The 14,263-nt window shown below is 73.8% G+C and carries 13 protein-coding genes; 10 read left to right on the top strand and 3 right to left on the bottom strand.

Going from position 1 to position 14,263, the window contains the following annotated elements:
- Positions 1-39 precede the first annotated feature (39 nt).
- The 8 genes from ACFWJX_RS04905 to ACFWJX_RS04940 all read left to right on the top strand — a co-directional run bounded on the left by ACFWJX_RS04905 (position 40) and on the right by ACFWJX_RS04940 (position 6,846).
- The gene (locus tag ACFWJX_RS04905; RefSeq protein WP_383236862.1) at positions 40-243 is read left to right on the top strand and encodes an MbtH family protein; all 204 of its coding nucleotides are present in this window, start codon (positions 40-42) and stop codon (positions 241-243) included.
- A 64-nt stretch (positions 244-307) separates the two neighbouring features.
- The gene (locus ACFWJX_RS04910) at positions 308-562 is read left to right on the top strand and encodes an acyl carrier protein (protein WP_383236865.1); all 255 of its coding nucleotides are present in this window, start codon (positions 308-310) and stop codon (positions 560-562) included.
- The gene (locus ACFWJX_RS04915) at positions 559-1,779 is read left to right on the top strand and encodes a beta-ketoacyl-[acyl-carrier-protein] synthase family protein (protein ID WP_383236867.1); all 1,221 of its coding nucleotides are present in this window, start codon (positions 559-561) and stop codon (positions 1,777-1,779) included. Before ACFWJX_RS04910 ends, ACFWJX_RS04915 begins: the two co-directional genes overlap by 4 nt.
- Before the next feature lie 2 nt (positions 1,780-1,781).
- Complete coding sequence (locus ACFWJX_RS04920) at positions 1,782-2,900, top strand: beta-ketoacyl synthase N-terminal-like domain-containing protein (RefSeq protein ID WP_383236869.1); 1,119 nt, start codon at positions 1,782-1,784, stop codon at positions 2,898-2,900.
- Positions 2,901-3,025: 125 nt separating this feature from the next.
- Positions 3,026-3,745, top strand: a complete 720-nt coding sequence (gene fabG / locus ACFWJX_RS04925) for a 3-oxoacyl-ACP reductase FabG (protein WP_383237380.1) — start codon at positions 3,026-3,028, stop codon at positions 3,743-3,745.
- 53 nt (positions 3,746-3,798) lie between these two features.
- A complete protein-coding gene (locus ACFWJX_RS04930) occupies positions 3,799-4,914 on the top strand; it encodes a class I SAM-dependent methyltransferase (protein ID WP_383236872.1) in 1,116 nt (371 codons plus the stop codon).
- A gap of 434 nt (positions 4,915-5,348) precedes the next feature.
- Positions 5,349-6,545 carry a methionine adenosyltransferase gene (gene metK, locus ACFWJX_RS04935; protein ID WP_383236875.1) on the top strand — a complete coding sequence of 399 codons (1,197 nt, stop codon included), beginning with the start codon at positions 5,349-5,351 and terminating at the stop codon, positions 6,543-6,545.
- 16 nt (positions 6,546-6,561) lie between these two features.
- Complete coding sequence (locus ACFWJX_RS04940) at positions 6,562-6,846, top strand: acyl-CoA carboxylase subunit epsilon (RefSeq protein WP_383236877.1); 285 nt, start codon at positions 6,562-6,564, stop codon at positions 6,844-6,846.
- Between the two features lie 89 nt (positions 6,847-6,935).
- Here ACFWJX_RS04940 and ACFWJX_RS04945 read toward each other — a convergent pair whose 3' ends face one another.
- Positions 6,936-8,924, bottom strand: a complete 1,989-nt coding sequence (locus tag ACFWJX_RS04945; RefSeq protein ID WP_383236880.1) for a serine hydrolase domain-containing protein — start codon at positions 8,922-8,924, stop codon at positions 6,936-6,938.
- A gap of 173 nt (positions 8,925-9,097) precedes the next feature.
- Between ACFWJX_RS04945 and ACFWJX_RS04950 the strand changes: the two genes are divergently transcribed.
- Together ACFWJX_RS04950 and ACFWJX_RS04955 are read left to right on the top strand one after the other, a co-directional pair.
- Positions 9,098-10,339 (top strand): sensor histidine kinase, encoded by a 1,242-nt coding sequence (locus ACFWJX_RS04950; RefSeq protein WP_383236882.1) that lies wholly within the window; start codon positions 9,098-9,100, stop codon positions 10,337-10,339.
- Positions 10,324-10,971 (top strand): LuxR C-terminal-related transcriptional regulator, encoded by a 648-nt coding sequence (locus ACFWJX_RS04955; RefSeq protein WP_383236885.1) that lies wholly within the window; start codon positions 10,324-10,326, stop codon positions 10,969-10,971. The genes ACFWJX_RS04950 and ACFWJX_RS04955 overlap by 16 nt, the downstream gene beginning before the upstream one ends.
- On the opposite strand, the gene ACFWJX_RS04960 is transcribed toward ACFWJX_RS04955, so the two are convergent.
- Together ACFWJX_RS04960 and ACFWJX_RS04965 are read right to left on the bottom strand one after the other, a co-directional pair.
- Positions 10,964-13,354: an ABC transporter permease gene (locus ACFWJX_RS04960; RefSeq protein WP_383236886.1), complete on the bottom strand. Its 2,391-nt coding sequence runs from the start codon at positions 13,352-13,354 to the stop codon at positions 10,964-10,966. The genes ACFWJX_RS04955 and ACFWJX_RS04960 overlap by 8 nt on opposite strands.
- Positions 13,348-14,106 carry an ABC transporter ATP-binding protein gene (locus ACFWJX_RS04965; protein WP_383236888.1) on the bottom strand — a complete coding sequence of 253 codons (759 nt, stop codon included), beginning with the start codon at positions 14,104-14,106 and terminating at the stop codon, positions 13,348-13,350. The genes ACFWJX_RS04960 and ACFWJX_RS04965 overlap by 7 nt, the downstream gene beginning before the upstream one ends.
- Between the last annotated feature and the right edge of the window lie 157 nt (positions 14,107-14,263).

A 14,263-nucleotide genomic window follows, 5' to 3' on the forward strand; every position in this document is an offset into this window, starting at 1 on the left:
TGCCCGCGTCCGTGGAAAGAGAAGGGACACGTCACGGTAATGGGAAATCCGTTTGACGACGAGACCGGGACATTCCATGTGCTGGTCAACGAGGAAGGCCAGCACTGCCTGTGGCCGGCGTTCGCGCAGATACCCGACGGCTGGAAGGCCGTCCTGTCCGACGCCGGCCGGGCCGAGGCCCTCGACCACATCGAGCGGAACTGGACCGACCTGCGGCCCAGGAGCCTCGCCGAGGCGAGCTGACCTGACGGCAAGACCCCACCGCACACCACGCACCACCACACCACCCAGGAAAGGAACCGACACCATGAGTGCCATCACCATCGACGAGACCGTCGAGGCCCAGGTGAGAGCGATCGTCGCCGACGCCCTCGAACTGGAGGAGGAGCTGACCCCGACCGGCCTGTTCGTCGACGAGTACGGCGCCGACTCCCTCGCCGCGATCGAGCTGCTGTCCACGCTGGAGAAGACCTTCGGCGTGACGATCGAGCAGGACGAACTGCCCAAGATGGTCAACCTCGAGGCCGTCCTCGAGGTGCTGTCCCGGGCCGCGGCGCGATGACCGCCCGGCGTGTGGTGCTGACCGGGATCGGGGTCCTGTCCAGCATCGGCAACGGCGTCACCGAGTTCACCCGGGGCCTGCGTGAGGGCCGGTGCGGGGCAGGTCCCATCACCCGCTTCGACAGCACCGGATTCCGCAGGCAACTCGCCCACGAGGTGCACGACTTCACCCCGTCCGCATGGGTCCGCCACACGCCGGCCGAACAGCTCGGCCGCGCCACGCAGTTCTCCGTCGCCGCCGCCCGGATGGCGGTGAGCGACGCCGGGCTCGACCCGGCGGACCTGCGGGGCGGGCCGGGCCTGGTCACCGTCGGCACCACCGACGGCGAGGCCGACGCCCTCGACCGGCTCGTCGAGGCCCAGGCGAACGGCACCGAACCCGCCGGACTCGACCCGGTCGGCGTCGGACGGCTCGCCGCCCACCGGCTGGCCCTCGCCGTCGTCAAGGAGCTGCGGCTGCCGCGCGCGGTGCCCTCCGTGCTCGGCACCGCCTGCGCGGCCGGCAACTACGCCGTCGGCGACGGCTACGACGCCGTACGCTCCGGCGAGGCCGAGTGGGCGCTCGTCGGCGGGGCGGACGCCCTGACCAGGCGGACCTTCGCCGGATTCCACCGGCTCGGCCTGGTCGCCTCCGACCGCTGCCGGCCCTTCGACGCCGACCGGGAGGGACTGCTCACCGCCGAGGGCGCGGGCATCCTCCTCCTGGAGAGCCTCGACTCGGCCCGCGCCCGCGGCGCCCGCATCTACGCCGAACTCCTCGGCTACGGCCTCAACTGCGACGCCCACCACCCCACCGCACCCAACATGGACAGCGTCGCCCAGGTCATGCGGCTCGCGCTGGCCGACGCGGGCGTCAAGCCCGAGGAGGTCGACCTCGTCTCGGCGCACGGCACCGGCACCCCCACCAACGACGTCACCGAGATCCGGGCCGTCCGCCAGGTGTTCGGAGACCGCCCGCCACGCACCGTCGCCCTGAAGTCGATGCTCGGCCACTCCATGGGCGCCGCCAGCGCCCTCGGGGCAGCCGCCTCGGCCCTCGCGCTGACCCACGGCTTCATCCCGCCGACCGTCAACCACCGCTCCACCGACCCCGAATGCGCCGTCGACTGCGTGCCCAACCACGCCGTCGAGGCAGACCTCAGGGTCGTCGTCAACAACGGCCTGGCGTTCGGCGGCAACAACGCCGCCGTCGTCCTCGGCAGACACGAGGAGACCTGATCATGACGACCGTCGCGGTCCCCACGGACCGCCACTTCATCACCGCCTGGTCGGCCGTCTCGCCCTACGGCGTGGCGAGCGCCGACTACGCGCGGGGCATCGTGACGGAGGGCTCCGGCGGCAGCCGGGCCGTCCCCGTCCCCGACGGCCACGCCGCCCGAGAGGCCTGCCTGGTACCCGGGTTCGAGGTGCGCGAGGTGCTCGGCCGGGCCGGCACCCGCACCATGGACCGGGCCACCGGCCTCGCCGTCACCGCCGTACGGGAACTCTTCGACGAGGCCTCCCGCGAACAGCGGCCGGTCCCGGTCGGCACCGGCACCGCGCTGGTCCTCGGCACCACCCTCGGCAGCGCGCAGAGCCAGCACGACTTCGCCATGGCCTCCTTCACCGGCCAGAAGCCGTACGACGTGCCGGCCCAGTTCATGCCGAACGTGCTGATGAACTGCCCCGCCGCCGCCAGCGCCATCCGGTTCGGCCTCAAGGGGCCCAACACCACCCTCGCCGGCGGCCGGCCCACCGGGCTCATCGCGCTCGGCTACGCCCGCCGCCTCCTCGCGGCAGGCCGCGCCGAACGGGTCCTCGTCGGCGCCGTCGAGGAGTACTCGCCGTCCCGCTCCTGGATCGAGCACCACACCCGCGGCGCCGACGAGACGGCCGGGCCGCTCGGCGAGGGCTGCGCGCTCCTCCTGGTCGAGCCGGGCAATGGCATACCGGCCGGTCGCACCGCTCTGGCCGAACTCCTCGCCGTCGACGTCCGCGTGGACGTCGACGACGAACTCGCCAGCACGGCCGAGTCGTCCGTCCGGGACGCCCTCGCCGCCGCCGGCGTCGACCCGTCCGAGGTGTGGGCGGCCGTCGGCGGCGGACTCACCGGACGGGTCGGACACGTCGAGACCGCCCTGCTGCGGCGGCTGTTCGGCGCCACCGCCGTCACCCGCGTCGACGTCCACGACCGCATCGGCGACACCGCGGGCGCCTCCACCGCCTTCCAGCTCGCCGCGCTCCTCGCCACCGCCCGGCGCACGCCGGAGGCCCACGGCAGACCGGCCGTGATCACCTCCGTCGACCGCGACGGCTCGGTCGCCTGCGCGGTCGTACGGCTCCTCGGGGAGGCGCCGTGAACGCGGAGAACACCGCCGCGGGGAGCCGCGAGGAGAGCCGTGGGGGAAGCCGCGCAGGGGCGGACGCCCGCAGCGCTGCCGGGACCGCCGCGGGGAGTGGCGCCGGGAACGCCGTCGGGACCGCACTGATCAGCGGAGGGTCGCGCGGCATCGGGCGGGCCACCGCCCTGCGGCTCGCCCAGGACGGGTACGACATCAGCTTCGCCTACCGCTCCGACGAGGAGGCGGCGACCCGGCTCGGCAAGGAACTGGACGAACTCGGCGTGCGCTGGCTCGCCCAGCAGCTCGACGTCGTCGACGCGCGGGCCGTACGGGACTGGGTCGCCCGTACCGAGAACGACCTCGGGCCCGTCGCCGTCGCCGTCGCCTCCGCCGGCATCACCCGCGACCGCCCCCTCCTGCTGATGTCCGACCAGGACTGGCAGGACGTCATCGACACCAACCTCGACGGCACCGCCCACCTGTGCCGGGCCGCCCTCTTCCCCATGGTCAAACGGAAGTCCGGCGTCATCATCACCCTGTCCAGCGTCTCCGGCGCCGGCAACCCCGGACAGGGCAACTACTCGGCGTCCAAGGCTGGAATCATCGGCCTGACCTGCGCCCTCGCCAAGGAAGCCGCCCGCTTCGGCATCCGTGTCAACGCCGTCGCCCCCGGCATGATCGAAACCGACATGACCGCCGGGGCCTTCACCGAGGAACAGCGCGCCCGCACCCTCGCCGCCGTACCGCTCGGCCGCTTCGGCAGCGCTGAGGAAGTCGCCGAATCCATCGCCTTCCTCGCCTCCGACAAGGCCTCGTACATCACCGGCGCCGTGCTCCGGATCGACGGCGGGATCGTCGTGTGACCGGCCGCTCCACCGACCTCACCCAACCACCCCAGACCGGGAGTAGACCTGCCATGACCGCGCCCGTCGATCTCACGCCCAAGGCCACCGCCAACCACACCCCGCTCGTCGACACCCGCCTGCTGCCCGCCGACGACGACGGCGCCCGCGCCACCCACCGCGTCTACGAGCACCTCATCGGCATGTGGGCGCCCGGAGTCATCGAAGCCGCCCAGGACCTCGGCGTCTTCGCCACACTCACCGACGGCCCCGCCACCGCGGCCGGCCTCGCCGAGACCCTCGGCACCGACCTGCGCGCCACCCGTGTCCTGCTGGACGGACTGCACGCCTACGACATCGTCCGGCGCGAGCGCGGCGGCGACGGCCAGGCCGTCTACACCCTGCCCGCCTCCCTGCACGGCGTGTTCGCGCCCGACGGGCTCTACAGCCTCGCCGGAAAGATCACCCACGACCGCAACGTCGCCTGGCAGGCCTGGCGCAACCTCGCCGAGAACGTCCGCAACGGGGCGCGCGGCGAGCACGGCGGGCAGCAGGTCAACCAGATATCCGAGGAGGACTACACCTCCCTCGCCCGCGGCATCAACTTCTGGGCCCCGCCCGTCGTCTCCGTCCTCGCCGACGCGCTGCGCGAGCGGGGCTGGGGGGACGACACCGAGGCCGTCCTCCTCGACGTCGGCTGCGGCACCGGCATCTACAGCCACCTGCTGCTCAAGGCGTTCCCGCAGCTCACCGCACGCGGACTGGACGCTCCGCGGATCACCGCGATCGCCGCCGAGCAGGCGGGGCGGCTGGGCGTCAGCGAGCGGTTCTCGCCGCTCACGGCGGACTTCTGGAACGACGACTGGGGCAACGGGACGGACCTCGCGCTGTTCGTCAACATCTTCCACCTCCAGACGCCGGAGTCGGCGCACGAGCTGCTGCTGAAGACGGCGAAGGGGCTCGGCGAGGGCGGGGTCATCGCGATCGTCGACCACATCGTCGATGAGGAGGCCGGCGCCGGGAATGTGCAGAACCGGTTCTTCCGGTTGTTCGCGGCGTCGATGCTGGCGACGGGGGGTGGGGACGCGTACACCGTCCAGGACTACGACCAGTGGCTGGCGGATGCCGGGCTGCGACGGGTCGCTCTGCTGGACACGCCGATGCATCGGGTGTTGCTGGCGGGGCGTTAGTCCACGGGGTGGGTGGGGCGGGGGGCTCCGCCCCGGACCCGGTCCTCGCCCACCCGCCCGCCCGACTCGGTGGGTGGGGAGGTGGCCCCCACGGGGCTCCGCCCCGGACCCCGTCCTTGCCCACCCGCCCGCCCGACTCGGTCAGTCGAGACGGACCGTCACGGGGCTCCGCCCCGGACCCCGGCGGGGACTGCGTCCCCTGCACCCCTCTCGGGGCTCTGCCCCGGACCCCGCGGGGACTGCGTCCCCTGCACCCCTCTCGGGGCTCTGCCCCGGACCCCGCGGGGACTGCGTCCCCTGCATCCCTCTCGGGGCTCCGCCCCGGACCCCCTCCCCATCCCTCCGGGGGTTGCGTTCACCGCACCCCCATCTCCCCCCTCGCCCCCGCCCCCCTGCTCCACCCACCCACCCATCCACCCAGGAGCAACCAACCCATGACGCGACATCTCTTCACCTCCGAATCCGTCACCGAGGGGCATCCTGACAAGATCGCCGATCGGGTCAGTGACGCCGTTCTTGATGCTCATCTCGCGCAGGATCCGTATGCGCGGGTCGCTGTCGAGACGCTCATCACCACCGGGCAGGTGCATCTCGCGGGGGAGGTCTCCTCCACTGCCTGTTTCGATGTGGCCTCGCTGGTGCGGCGGCAGATTCTCGATATCGGGTACGACCACTCCGTCAAGGGGTTCGACGGGGCCACCTGCGGGGTCTCCGTGTCCCTGGGGCAGCAGTCGCCGGACATCGCGCGGGGCGTGGACGCCGACACCGCGGCCGGTGATCCGCTGGACGCGCAGGGGGCCGGGGACCAGGGGCTGATGTTCGGGTACGCCTGCCGGGACACCCCGGAGCTGATGCCGTTGCCGGTGTCGCTCGCGCACCGGCTCGCGCAGCGGTTGACGGCCGTACGGAAGGACGGCACCGTCCCGTACCTGCGGCCGGACGGCAAGACGCAGGTCACCGTCGAGTACCAGGGGAGCCGGCCGGTCCGGCTGGACACGGTCGTCGTGTCCGCGCAGCACGCCGCCGACGTCGACCTGGACACCTTCCTCGCCCCCGACATCCGGATGCACGTCATCGAGCCCGAGCTGGCCGCCCTGCGCGAGCGTGGTATCGATCTCGGCACCGACGACTTCCGGGTCCTGGTCAACCCGACCGGCCGGTTCGAGATCGGCGGCCCGACCGGGGACGCCGGACTGACCGGGCGGAAGATCATCGTCGACACCTACGGGGGCATGGCCCGGCACGGCGGCGGTGCCTTCTCGGGCAAGGACCCCTCCAAGGTGGACCGTTCGGCGGCGTACGCGATGCGCTGGGTGGCGAAGAACGTCGTCGCCTCCGGTCTCGCCGACCGCTGCGAACTCCAGGTCGCCTACGCGATCGGCAAGGCCGAGCCGGTCGGCCTGTTCGTCGAGACGTTCGGCACCGCCCGGGTCGCCGTCGACCGCATCAAGGACGCCGTCGCCGAGGTCTTCGACCTGCGTCCGGCGGCGATCATCCGCGACCTCGACCTGCTGCGCCCGATCTACGCGCAGACCGCCGCCTACGGCCACTTCGGCCGCGAGCTGCCCGACTTCACGTGGGAGCGCACCGACCGCGCCGACAAGCTCCGCGCCGCCGCGGGCCTGGGCTGAGGGGGAGGAGCCGATCATGTACACGGACCCGCCCGCGACGCCGATGCCGATGCCGATGCCGATGTCGATGCCCACGCCGATGCCGCTCCCGCTCCCGCTGCCCGTGGGGCTTCCCGCACCCGCCTTCGAGGTCACCTCCGGCGAACCCGACATGACCGAGCTGGCCGCCCTCACCCTCGTCCTGTACGCCTTCACCCAGTCCCGCCCCGAGTCGACGGAGGCCGCCCGTTCGGTGGCCGAGTGGTGGCGCCGGCGGCCGGGCGAGTACGGGACCGCGGGTTCCTGGCGGGACCGGGGATGACCGCTTCTGCCCGCCGTCACGCGGTGAGCCCGCCGCCGTCCGGGTCCGTCCCGGGCGGCGGCGGGCTCCTTGTGCGGGGCCGGGCCGGGTTACGGCAGGAGTCCGTAGGCCGCGCCCAGGCCGACCACGACCGTCGCCGCGAGGGCGTGGCAGGTGTAGGTGACCCGGCCGGCCACCGGCCACCAGCCCCGGCGCCAGGCCACCACCGTGCAGATCAGGAGGAGGGCGGTGGCGGCGGCCGCGGCCGCGACCAGGTGGGGGATCAGGGTCAGCAGGGGCGAGTCGCCGACGAGGACGGTCCGGTTGAGGGCGTTGCCGTCGCCGGTGAGCCGGATGAAGCACACGGTGGCCGTGGCCAGGATCGCGCCGGTGAGCCAGGCCAGCGTCCAGGCGAGCCGGCCGCCGGGCGCCTTGACCTTCCGGCGTCGTACGTACGCCACCAGCGGGAGGAACAGGAGGGCCGCGCCGAGGACCGCGAGGCCGCCCAGCAGGGCCTGTTGGTGCAGGGCCGGCGACTGGTACCAGGGCAGCTTCTCGAAGACCTGTGTCGGGTCGGAGGCCAGGGCCAGCCGGCCGTCGCGGAAGGCGATGCGGTCCTGCCCGGCGCGCTCCTGGAAGACGCCCGGCGCGACCGGCACCCAGTGCTGCTCGCCGACCCGCGGGTCCCGGGCCAGCCCGGTCGTGGTGAGCGTGCCGTCCGCGTCGGCGGTGACGTGCACGGAGGTGGTGAGCGCCGCGACCCGGGTCAGGTCGGAGGTGCTGGTGCGGGTGGTGCGGTAGTGGCCGGAGTAGGGGGAGGACGCGGCCTTGTCCTGCTGGGCGAGCCGGGCGGCGGCGCCGGCCGAGGGCTTGCCGGCGGGCTTGCTCCCGGTGGTGGTGGACGGGGTGTCCGCGGCGCGCTTGCCGCCGTCACCGAGCCGGTCCGCCACTCGGTTCACCAGTTCCTGGCCGGCGTAGGAGGCGCTGCCGTCGACGCCGTCGCCGTTGTAGACGACGTACACGCCGATTCCGGACGCGGGGAGCAGGGCCAGGTTGCCGTGGAAGCCGGGCAGGTCGCCGTCCTTCACCCACATGCGCTCTCCGGCCCGCCGGCGCTCCTCCAGCAGGTAGCCGATGCCGGGCAGCCGGGGGTCGTTGGCGAACTGGCGGTGCAGCATGGCGCGGGTGGAGGCGCGGGTGAGGACGGGGCCGCCGTCGTCGAGCAGGGCGCTCATCAGGCGGCCCATGTCGGCGGCGGTGGTGACCGCACCGGCGCCGGTCGGCGTCCAGGCGCCGTACTGCCCGTCCTCGGCGCGCTGCCGGCCGCCGTCGGGCCGGTAGCCGAGGGCGAGGGCGTCGGCGGTGCGGGCGTCGGGCCGCGCGAAGGTGGTGCGGGTCATGCCGAGGGGGTTCAGGATGGCGCGGTCGACGTAGGTGGCGAAGGGGGTCCTGGTGACCTGCTCGACCAGGTAACCGGCCAGCGCGACACCGTAGTTGTCGTAGCTCGCCACCTGGCCGGGCGGCCGTACCCGCTTCGGCTGGTGCTTGTCGAGGCTCTCGCCGAGTGCGCCCGCCGGCTCGGGCGAGGTGCCGCCGCGGCCGAGGATGCTGGTGTCGAATCCCGCGGTGTGCGTGAGGAGATGACGGACCGTCACCGGGTGGCCCGGGTGGCTGTCCTTGATCTGGAAGGCGGTCAGGTACCGGTTGACGTCGGCGTCCAGGCTGAGCTTGCCCTTCTCCACCTGCTGGAGCACGGCGACCGCCGTGAACAGCTTGGCGTCGGAGGCCATGAAGTAGCCGGTGCGGCGCGGGTCGCTGCGCACCTTCCGCTCCACGTCGGCCAGGCCGTATCCCTTGGTCAGCGTCTGCCCGTCGCGGTCCACCACGACGACGGAGGCGCCGGGGACGCGGTAGTCGGCCAGCTGCTTCGGCACCAGTTCGTCCAGCAGCGCGGACAGGCTCCCGCCCTGCCGTGCGGAGGCCGTACCGGCACCGGGGCTCTTACGGACGCCGTCCGCGGCGGCGGCCGGGGTCACCACGCACAGGACGGCGGTCACCACGGCCGCCACCAGGATGAGGATTCGCTCTCGGCTCGTCATGCCTTCGATTCCACCCGCCGCGGCCGTCGCGCCCCATGGCCCTGTGTGGTGTCCGGGGGGTACCCAGGTACACCCCCCGAGAGGGGACAATGGTCCCGTGATCGGCGGCACGTGGCGCACCAGGATGTAACACGTACGGCGGCAACGAGCCGCCAGATCCCAGGAGTTGTGGCATGAATATCGCCAAGGACGCGCGTACCGCAGTCGCCGGACTTCCGCTGGCCGGCCTGGCCGTCGTCGAGGTCCTCTTCTTCTCCGTGCTGGTCACCGCGGTCTCCCTGCTCGGGGCGGGCATCGGCCTCTTCCTCATCCCGGCGGCCGCGGTCGCCGCCCGCGGCACGGTGAACATCACCCGCCGGCTGGCGGGCGCCCGCCTGGAGGACGGCATCCCCGAGCCGTACCTGCCGGAGCCGCCGCGCGAGGGCGGTCTCAAGAGCTGGTGGGCCCGCACCCAGTGGATCCTCACCGACCCGGCGACCTGGCGGGACCTCGCCTGGATGCTGGTCAACCCGGTCGTCGGACTCGTCCTGGTCCTGCTGCCGCTCGCCCTGATCGCGTTCGGCGTCTTCGGTCTGCTGATGCCCGTGCTGTGGGAGGACATCAGCGGCAACGGCGGCAACAACTGGTACTGGTTCATCAAGGTGACCGACAGCCGGAGCGCGCTGTACGCCCTCGGCCTGGGCATCCCGACCCTGCTGATCGGTCTGGTCTCGGCGCCCGCCCTGATGCGGGCCCACGCCCAGCTCGCCCGCACCCTCCTCGCCCCCACCGAGACCTCCCGCAAGGTCCTGCACCTCACCCGCACCCGTTCCGAGGTCGTCAGCAGCTCCGCCGCCGAACTGCGCCGCATCGAGCGCGACCTGCACGACGGCGCCCAGGCCCGGCTCGTCGCCCTCGGCATGAACCTCGGCGTCGCCGAGCAGCTCCTCGCCAAGGACCCGGAGGCGGTCCGCGCGATCCTCGCCGACACCCGCAAGGCCTCCGCCAGCGCCCTGACCGAGCTGCGCGACCTGATCCGCGGCATCCACCCGCCGGTCCTCGCCGACCGCGGCCTCGCCGACGCCGTCCGCGCCCTCGCCCTGGACAGCCCGCTCGACGTCTCCGTCACCGCCGAACTGCCCGGCCGCGCCGACGCCCCCGTCGAGTCCGCCCTCTACTTCGCCGTCTCCGAGATCCTCACCAACGCGGCCAAGCACGCCTCCCCGACCCACGTCGCCGTCGACCTCTGGTACGCCGACGGCCGGATCCGCGCCCAGGTCAGCGACGACGGCCACGGCGGAGCCGACCCCTCGCGCGGCACCGGCCTGCGGGGCATCGAGCGCCGCCTCGCCGCCTTCGACGGAGTGCTCGCGGTCCACAGCCCGGTGGGCGGACCCACCACCCTCACCCTGGAGATCCCTTGCGCGTTGTCCTAGCCGAAGACCTGTTCCTCCTGCGCGACGGCCTGGTGAGGCTGCTGGAGGCGTACGACTTCGAGATCGTGGCCGCCGTCGACAACGGGCCCAGCCTCTTACGGGCCCTCGTCGACGAGCGGCCCGACGTCGCGGTCGTCGACGTACGCCTCCCGCCCACCTTCACCGACGAGGGCCTCCAGGCCGCCCTCCAGGCCCGCAGGCAGGTCCCTGGCCTGCCGGTGCTGGTCCTCTCCCAGTACGTCGAGCAGCTCTACGCGCGTGAGCTGCTCGCCGACGGCAGCGGAGGCATCGGCTACCTCCTCAAGGACCGCGTCTTCGACCCCGACCAGTTCGTGGAGTCCGTCCGCCGGGTCGCCGCCGGCGGCACCGCGATGGACCCCGACGTCGTCGCCAAGCTGTTCGCCAAGGACAGCAACGGCCCCAAAGGCTCCCTCGCCCGGCTCACCCCGCGCGAGCGGGAGGTACTGGCCCTGATGGCCGAGGGCCGCTCCAACGCCTCGATCGCCCAGGCCCTGGTGATCACCGAACGGTCCGTCATCAAACACACCTCGAACATCTTCGCCAAACTGGACCTGCCGGTCTCCGACGACGCCAACCGGCGGGTCCTGGCGGTGCTGGCGTTCCTCAGGTGAGCGTCTCTCTCGGCGACTCACGCAGCGCCACCCCCACCGGCAACACCGTCGCCGTCACCGCGACCAGCGCGCACGCCCCCGTCGTCCACCCGAGTGCCGGCCAGGGCACGACCACCGTCACCGGTGCCGACAGCAGCCCCAACGCGCCTGCCATGCCGGCCAGGTTGACGACCGTCACCGCCAGCCCCAGTACCGCTCCCACCGCGACCACGGTCAGCGCCTCCGCGGCGGCCCAGCGCAGGACCTGCCCGCCGGTCGCCCCGGCCAGCCGTAGCGCCGTCACGTCGCGGGCGCGTTCGGCGGCGCCCATGACGAGGGTGTTGGCGAGGGAGATGCCGGTGTAGAGGAGCGCGATGCCCAGGACGAGCAGCAGGCCGAGCCGCGTCGTGCCATCGGTCGCCGGGTGACTCGCCGCCACCCACCGCTCCTTCGGCCACACCCGTACCCCGTCGACCGCCCGCAGCCCGGCCGCGACCGTCGCCGGGTCGGCCCCGGCGCGTACCCGCACGTCGACCCGGTCGACGGCCGCCCCGCCCGCGTTGACGGCGGTGACGTACGCGCCGTTGTCGCCGGTCCCGGTGGCCACTACGGCGGCGATCCGCAGCGTCCTCGGTGTCCCGTCCCCGAGCCACACCCGCACCCGCTGCCCCACCCGGTGCTCGGCCCACTCCTCGTTCACGACGATCGACCCGTCGTCCAGATCCGCCGTCCGCCCGGCCACCACCGGCAGCCGTACGGCCCCGGCGAGCGCCCCCGGATCGACCGCCCGCGCCTCCGAACGCACCAGCGCCACCCCCTCCTCCAGCGTGTACACGGCCGTGGCGGACGACGGGAACAGCTCCGCACCGGGCACCCGCCGCAGCCGCGCCGGCGCGCCCGCCCCGACACCCGTCACCACGAAGTCCGCCGCCGTCTGCCGCCGTACCTCCGCCGCCCCGGCCTCGTCCAGGGTGGCCGTCGCGCCCAGCAGGGAGCCCGCGAGCGCCACCGTCACCAGCACGGGTGCCGCGACGGCCGCCGTGCGCCGGACCCCGGCGACGGCGTGCGCCCGCACCAGCAGTCCGGTCGTACCGGGCAGCCGGGGCACCAACGGCCGTACGAGCAGGGGTGCGAGGAGTGCCGCCGCCGTGATGAGGAGCATCGGCCGGCTGACATACGTCTTGCGGTGCAGCAGGTCACCCGGATCGGCGGCCAGCGCGTACGCCAGGGTCGCCGCCGCCGTGAGCAGCAGGGCAGCCCCGCACACCAGCCGCCCCCGCGGGAGTGCCCGCCCGTCGGCCGCCGCCTCGCGCAGCGCCCGCGTCGGCGAGGTCCGTCCGGCCCGCCAGGAGGCGACGGCCGCGCCGGCGAGGGCCACCGACAGGCCCGTCCAGAAGGCGAGATGGTACGGCCACGCGTGCCCACCGATCGCGTACCAGACCGGTGCGAGACCGCCCTCGACCACCGCCTCGCCGAGTAGCGGCGCCCCGTACGCCCCCAGCACGCAGCCCGCCGCCGAGGCGAGGACGCCGACCAGCAGTGCCTCCAGCAGGACCGTCCGCCGCAGCTGGCCCGGCGTGGCGCCCGCGAGACGCAGCAGCCCGAACTCCCGGCGCCGCCGCTCCACCGCGAAGGCGAACGTGGACGCCACGACGAACACGGACACGAACGCGGTCACCCCACCCGCCGTCCCGAACAGCGCGTTGAGCGCGGTGAGCGCCTCGCCGTCCCGCCCGGGGTCCGCGTCCGCCAGCCGCCGCCCGTCACCGGTGAGCACCCGCGCCCCGGACCCGTCCACGACCGCCCGCACGGCAACCGCGTCCGCCTCCACCACCAACTGGACCGAGACGGGAGCGAGTTGGGTGGCTCGCGCCTCCGTATGGAACACCGCGTCCTCGAAGCCGAGCCCCCGTACCGCCCCCACCACCACGTCCCCCGTGCTCAGCCGCTCACCCACACGCGCCCAGCCGCCCGTCACCACGACCTCCCCGTCCGCGCGCGGCGCCCGCCCGGCCGTCAGCTCGTACGGGGCGAACCGTGCCGTCGGCCACGGATGCCCGACCAGACCGCCCGGCCCGCCCGCCACCCGCACCGGGAACGAACGGTCCTCCGTCACCGGCCCGAGCGCCCGCAACGCGGCGACCACCCCGGCCGGCACGGGCCGCGGCTGAGCCAACTCCGCCGTCCGCACGCCGTTCGGCGTCTCCACCCGCAGCGCGTCCTGCCCCTTCACCACCACCGGTGCCGCCGCGAACCGCTCCGGCACCCGCACCGGCGCCTCCAGTGAGGCCGCCAGCGCCTGCCCCATCACCGCTACCAGGCCCACCCCCAGCGCCAGGGCGACGAAACTCCCGACGAACCCGGCCCACCGGACCCGCATCGTCCGCAACGCCACGCTCAGCATGCCGGGACCCCCTCAGCACTCTCCGGACTCTCCAGCTCCGCCATCCGCGCCGCGACCGTCCCCGCGTCCACCCCGGTCAGCTCCCCGTGCACCCGCCCGTCGACCAGGAACACCACCCGGTCCGCGTACGACGCGGCCACCGGATCGTGGGTGACCATCACGACCGTCCGGCCCTCCTCGTCGACCATGCCGCGCAGCAGCGCCAACACCTCGCGGCCCGTCGTCGAGTCCAGCGCGCCGGTCGGTTCGTCCCCGAACAGCACCTCCGGCCGGGTGATCAGTGCGCGGGCCAGTGCCACCCGCTGCTGCTGCCCCCCGGACAGCTCACCGGGCCGGTGCCCGCCCCGATCGGCCAGCCCCACCCGCGCCAGCGCCTCCCGCACCCGAGCCCGGCCCGGACGCCGGCCGGCCAGCCGCAGCGGCAGGGCCACGTTCTGCTCGGCGGTCAGGGCGGGCAGCAGATTGAACGCCTGGAACACGAACCCGATCCGCTCCCGCCGCAGCAGCGTCAGCCGCCGCTCGCTCAGCCCGGTCAGTTCGGTCCCGCCGATCCGCACCGATCCCGCGTCGGGCCGGTCCAGCCCGGCCGCGCACTGCAACAGCGTCGACTTGCCCGACCCCGACGGCCCCATCACCGCCGTGAAGGAGCCGCGCGGCAACGCGAGCGTCACGTCGTCGAGCGCGGTCACCCCGGCATCGACGGGACCGTACCTCCGCCGTACGGCGGTCAGTTGGACGGCGTGTGCGTTCATCTCGACTGCTGCTCCCACCTGTTGGACTCCGGTGGGTCCACCCCACCGCGAGGGGCCCGGCGCGGTCGCTGGGGCAGGGACGAGACCCGGGGTAGGGCCAGGCATACCTCCGGACCTCCCCCTGACCGGATGGCCCCGCCCCCGCCCCGCCTCCTAC

The organism is Streptomyces sp. NPDC058335 (assembly GCF_042723915.1).
Taxonomy (GTDB): Bacteria; Actinomycetota; Actinomycetes; order Streptomycetales; family Streptomycetaceae; genus Streptomyces.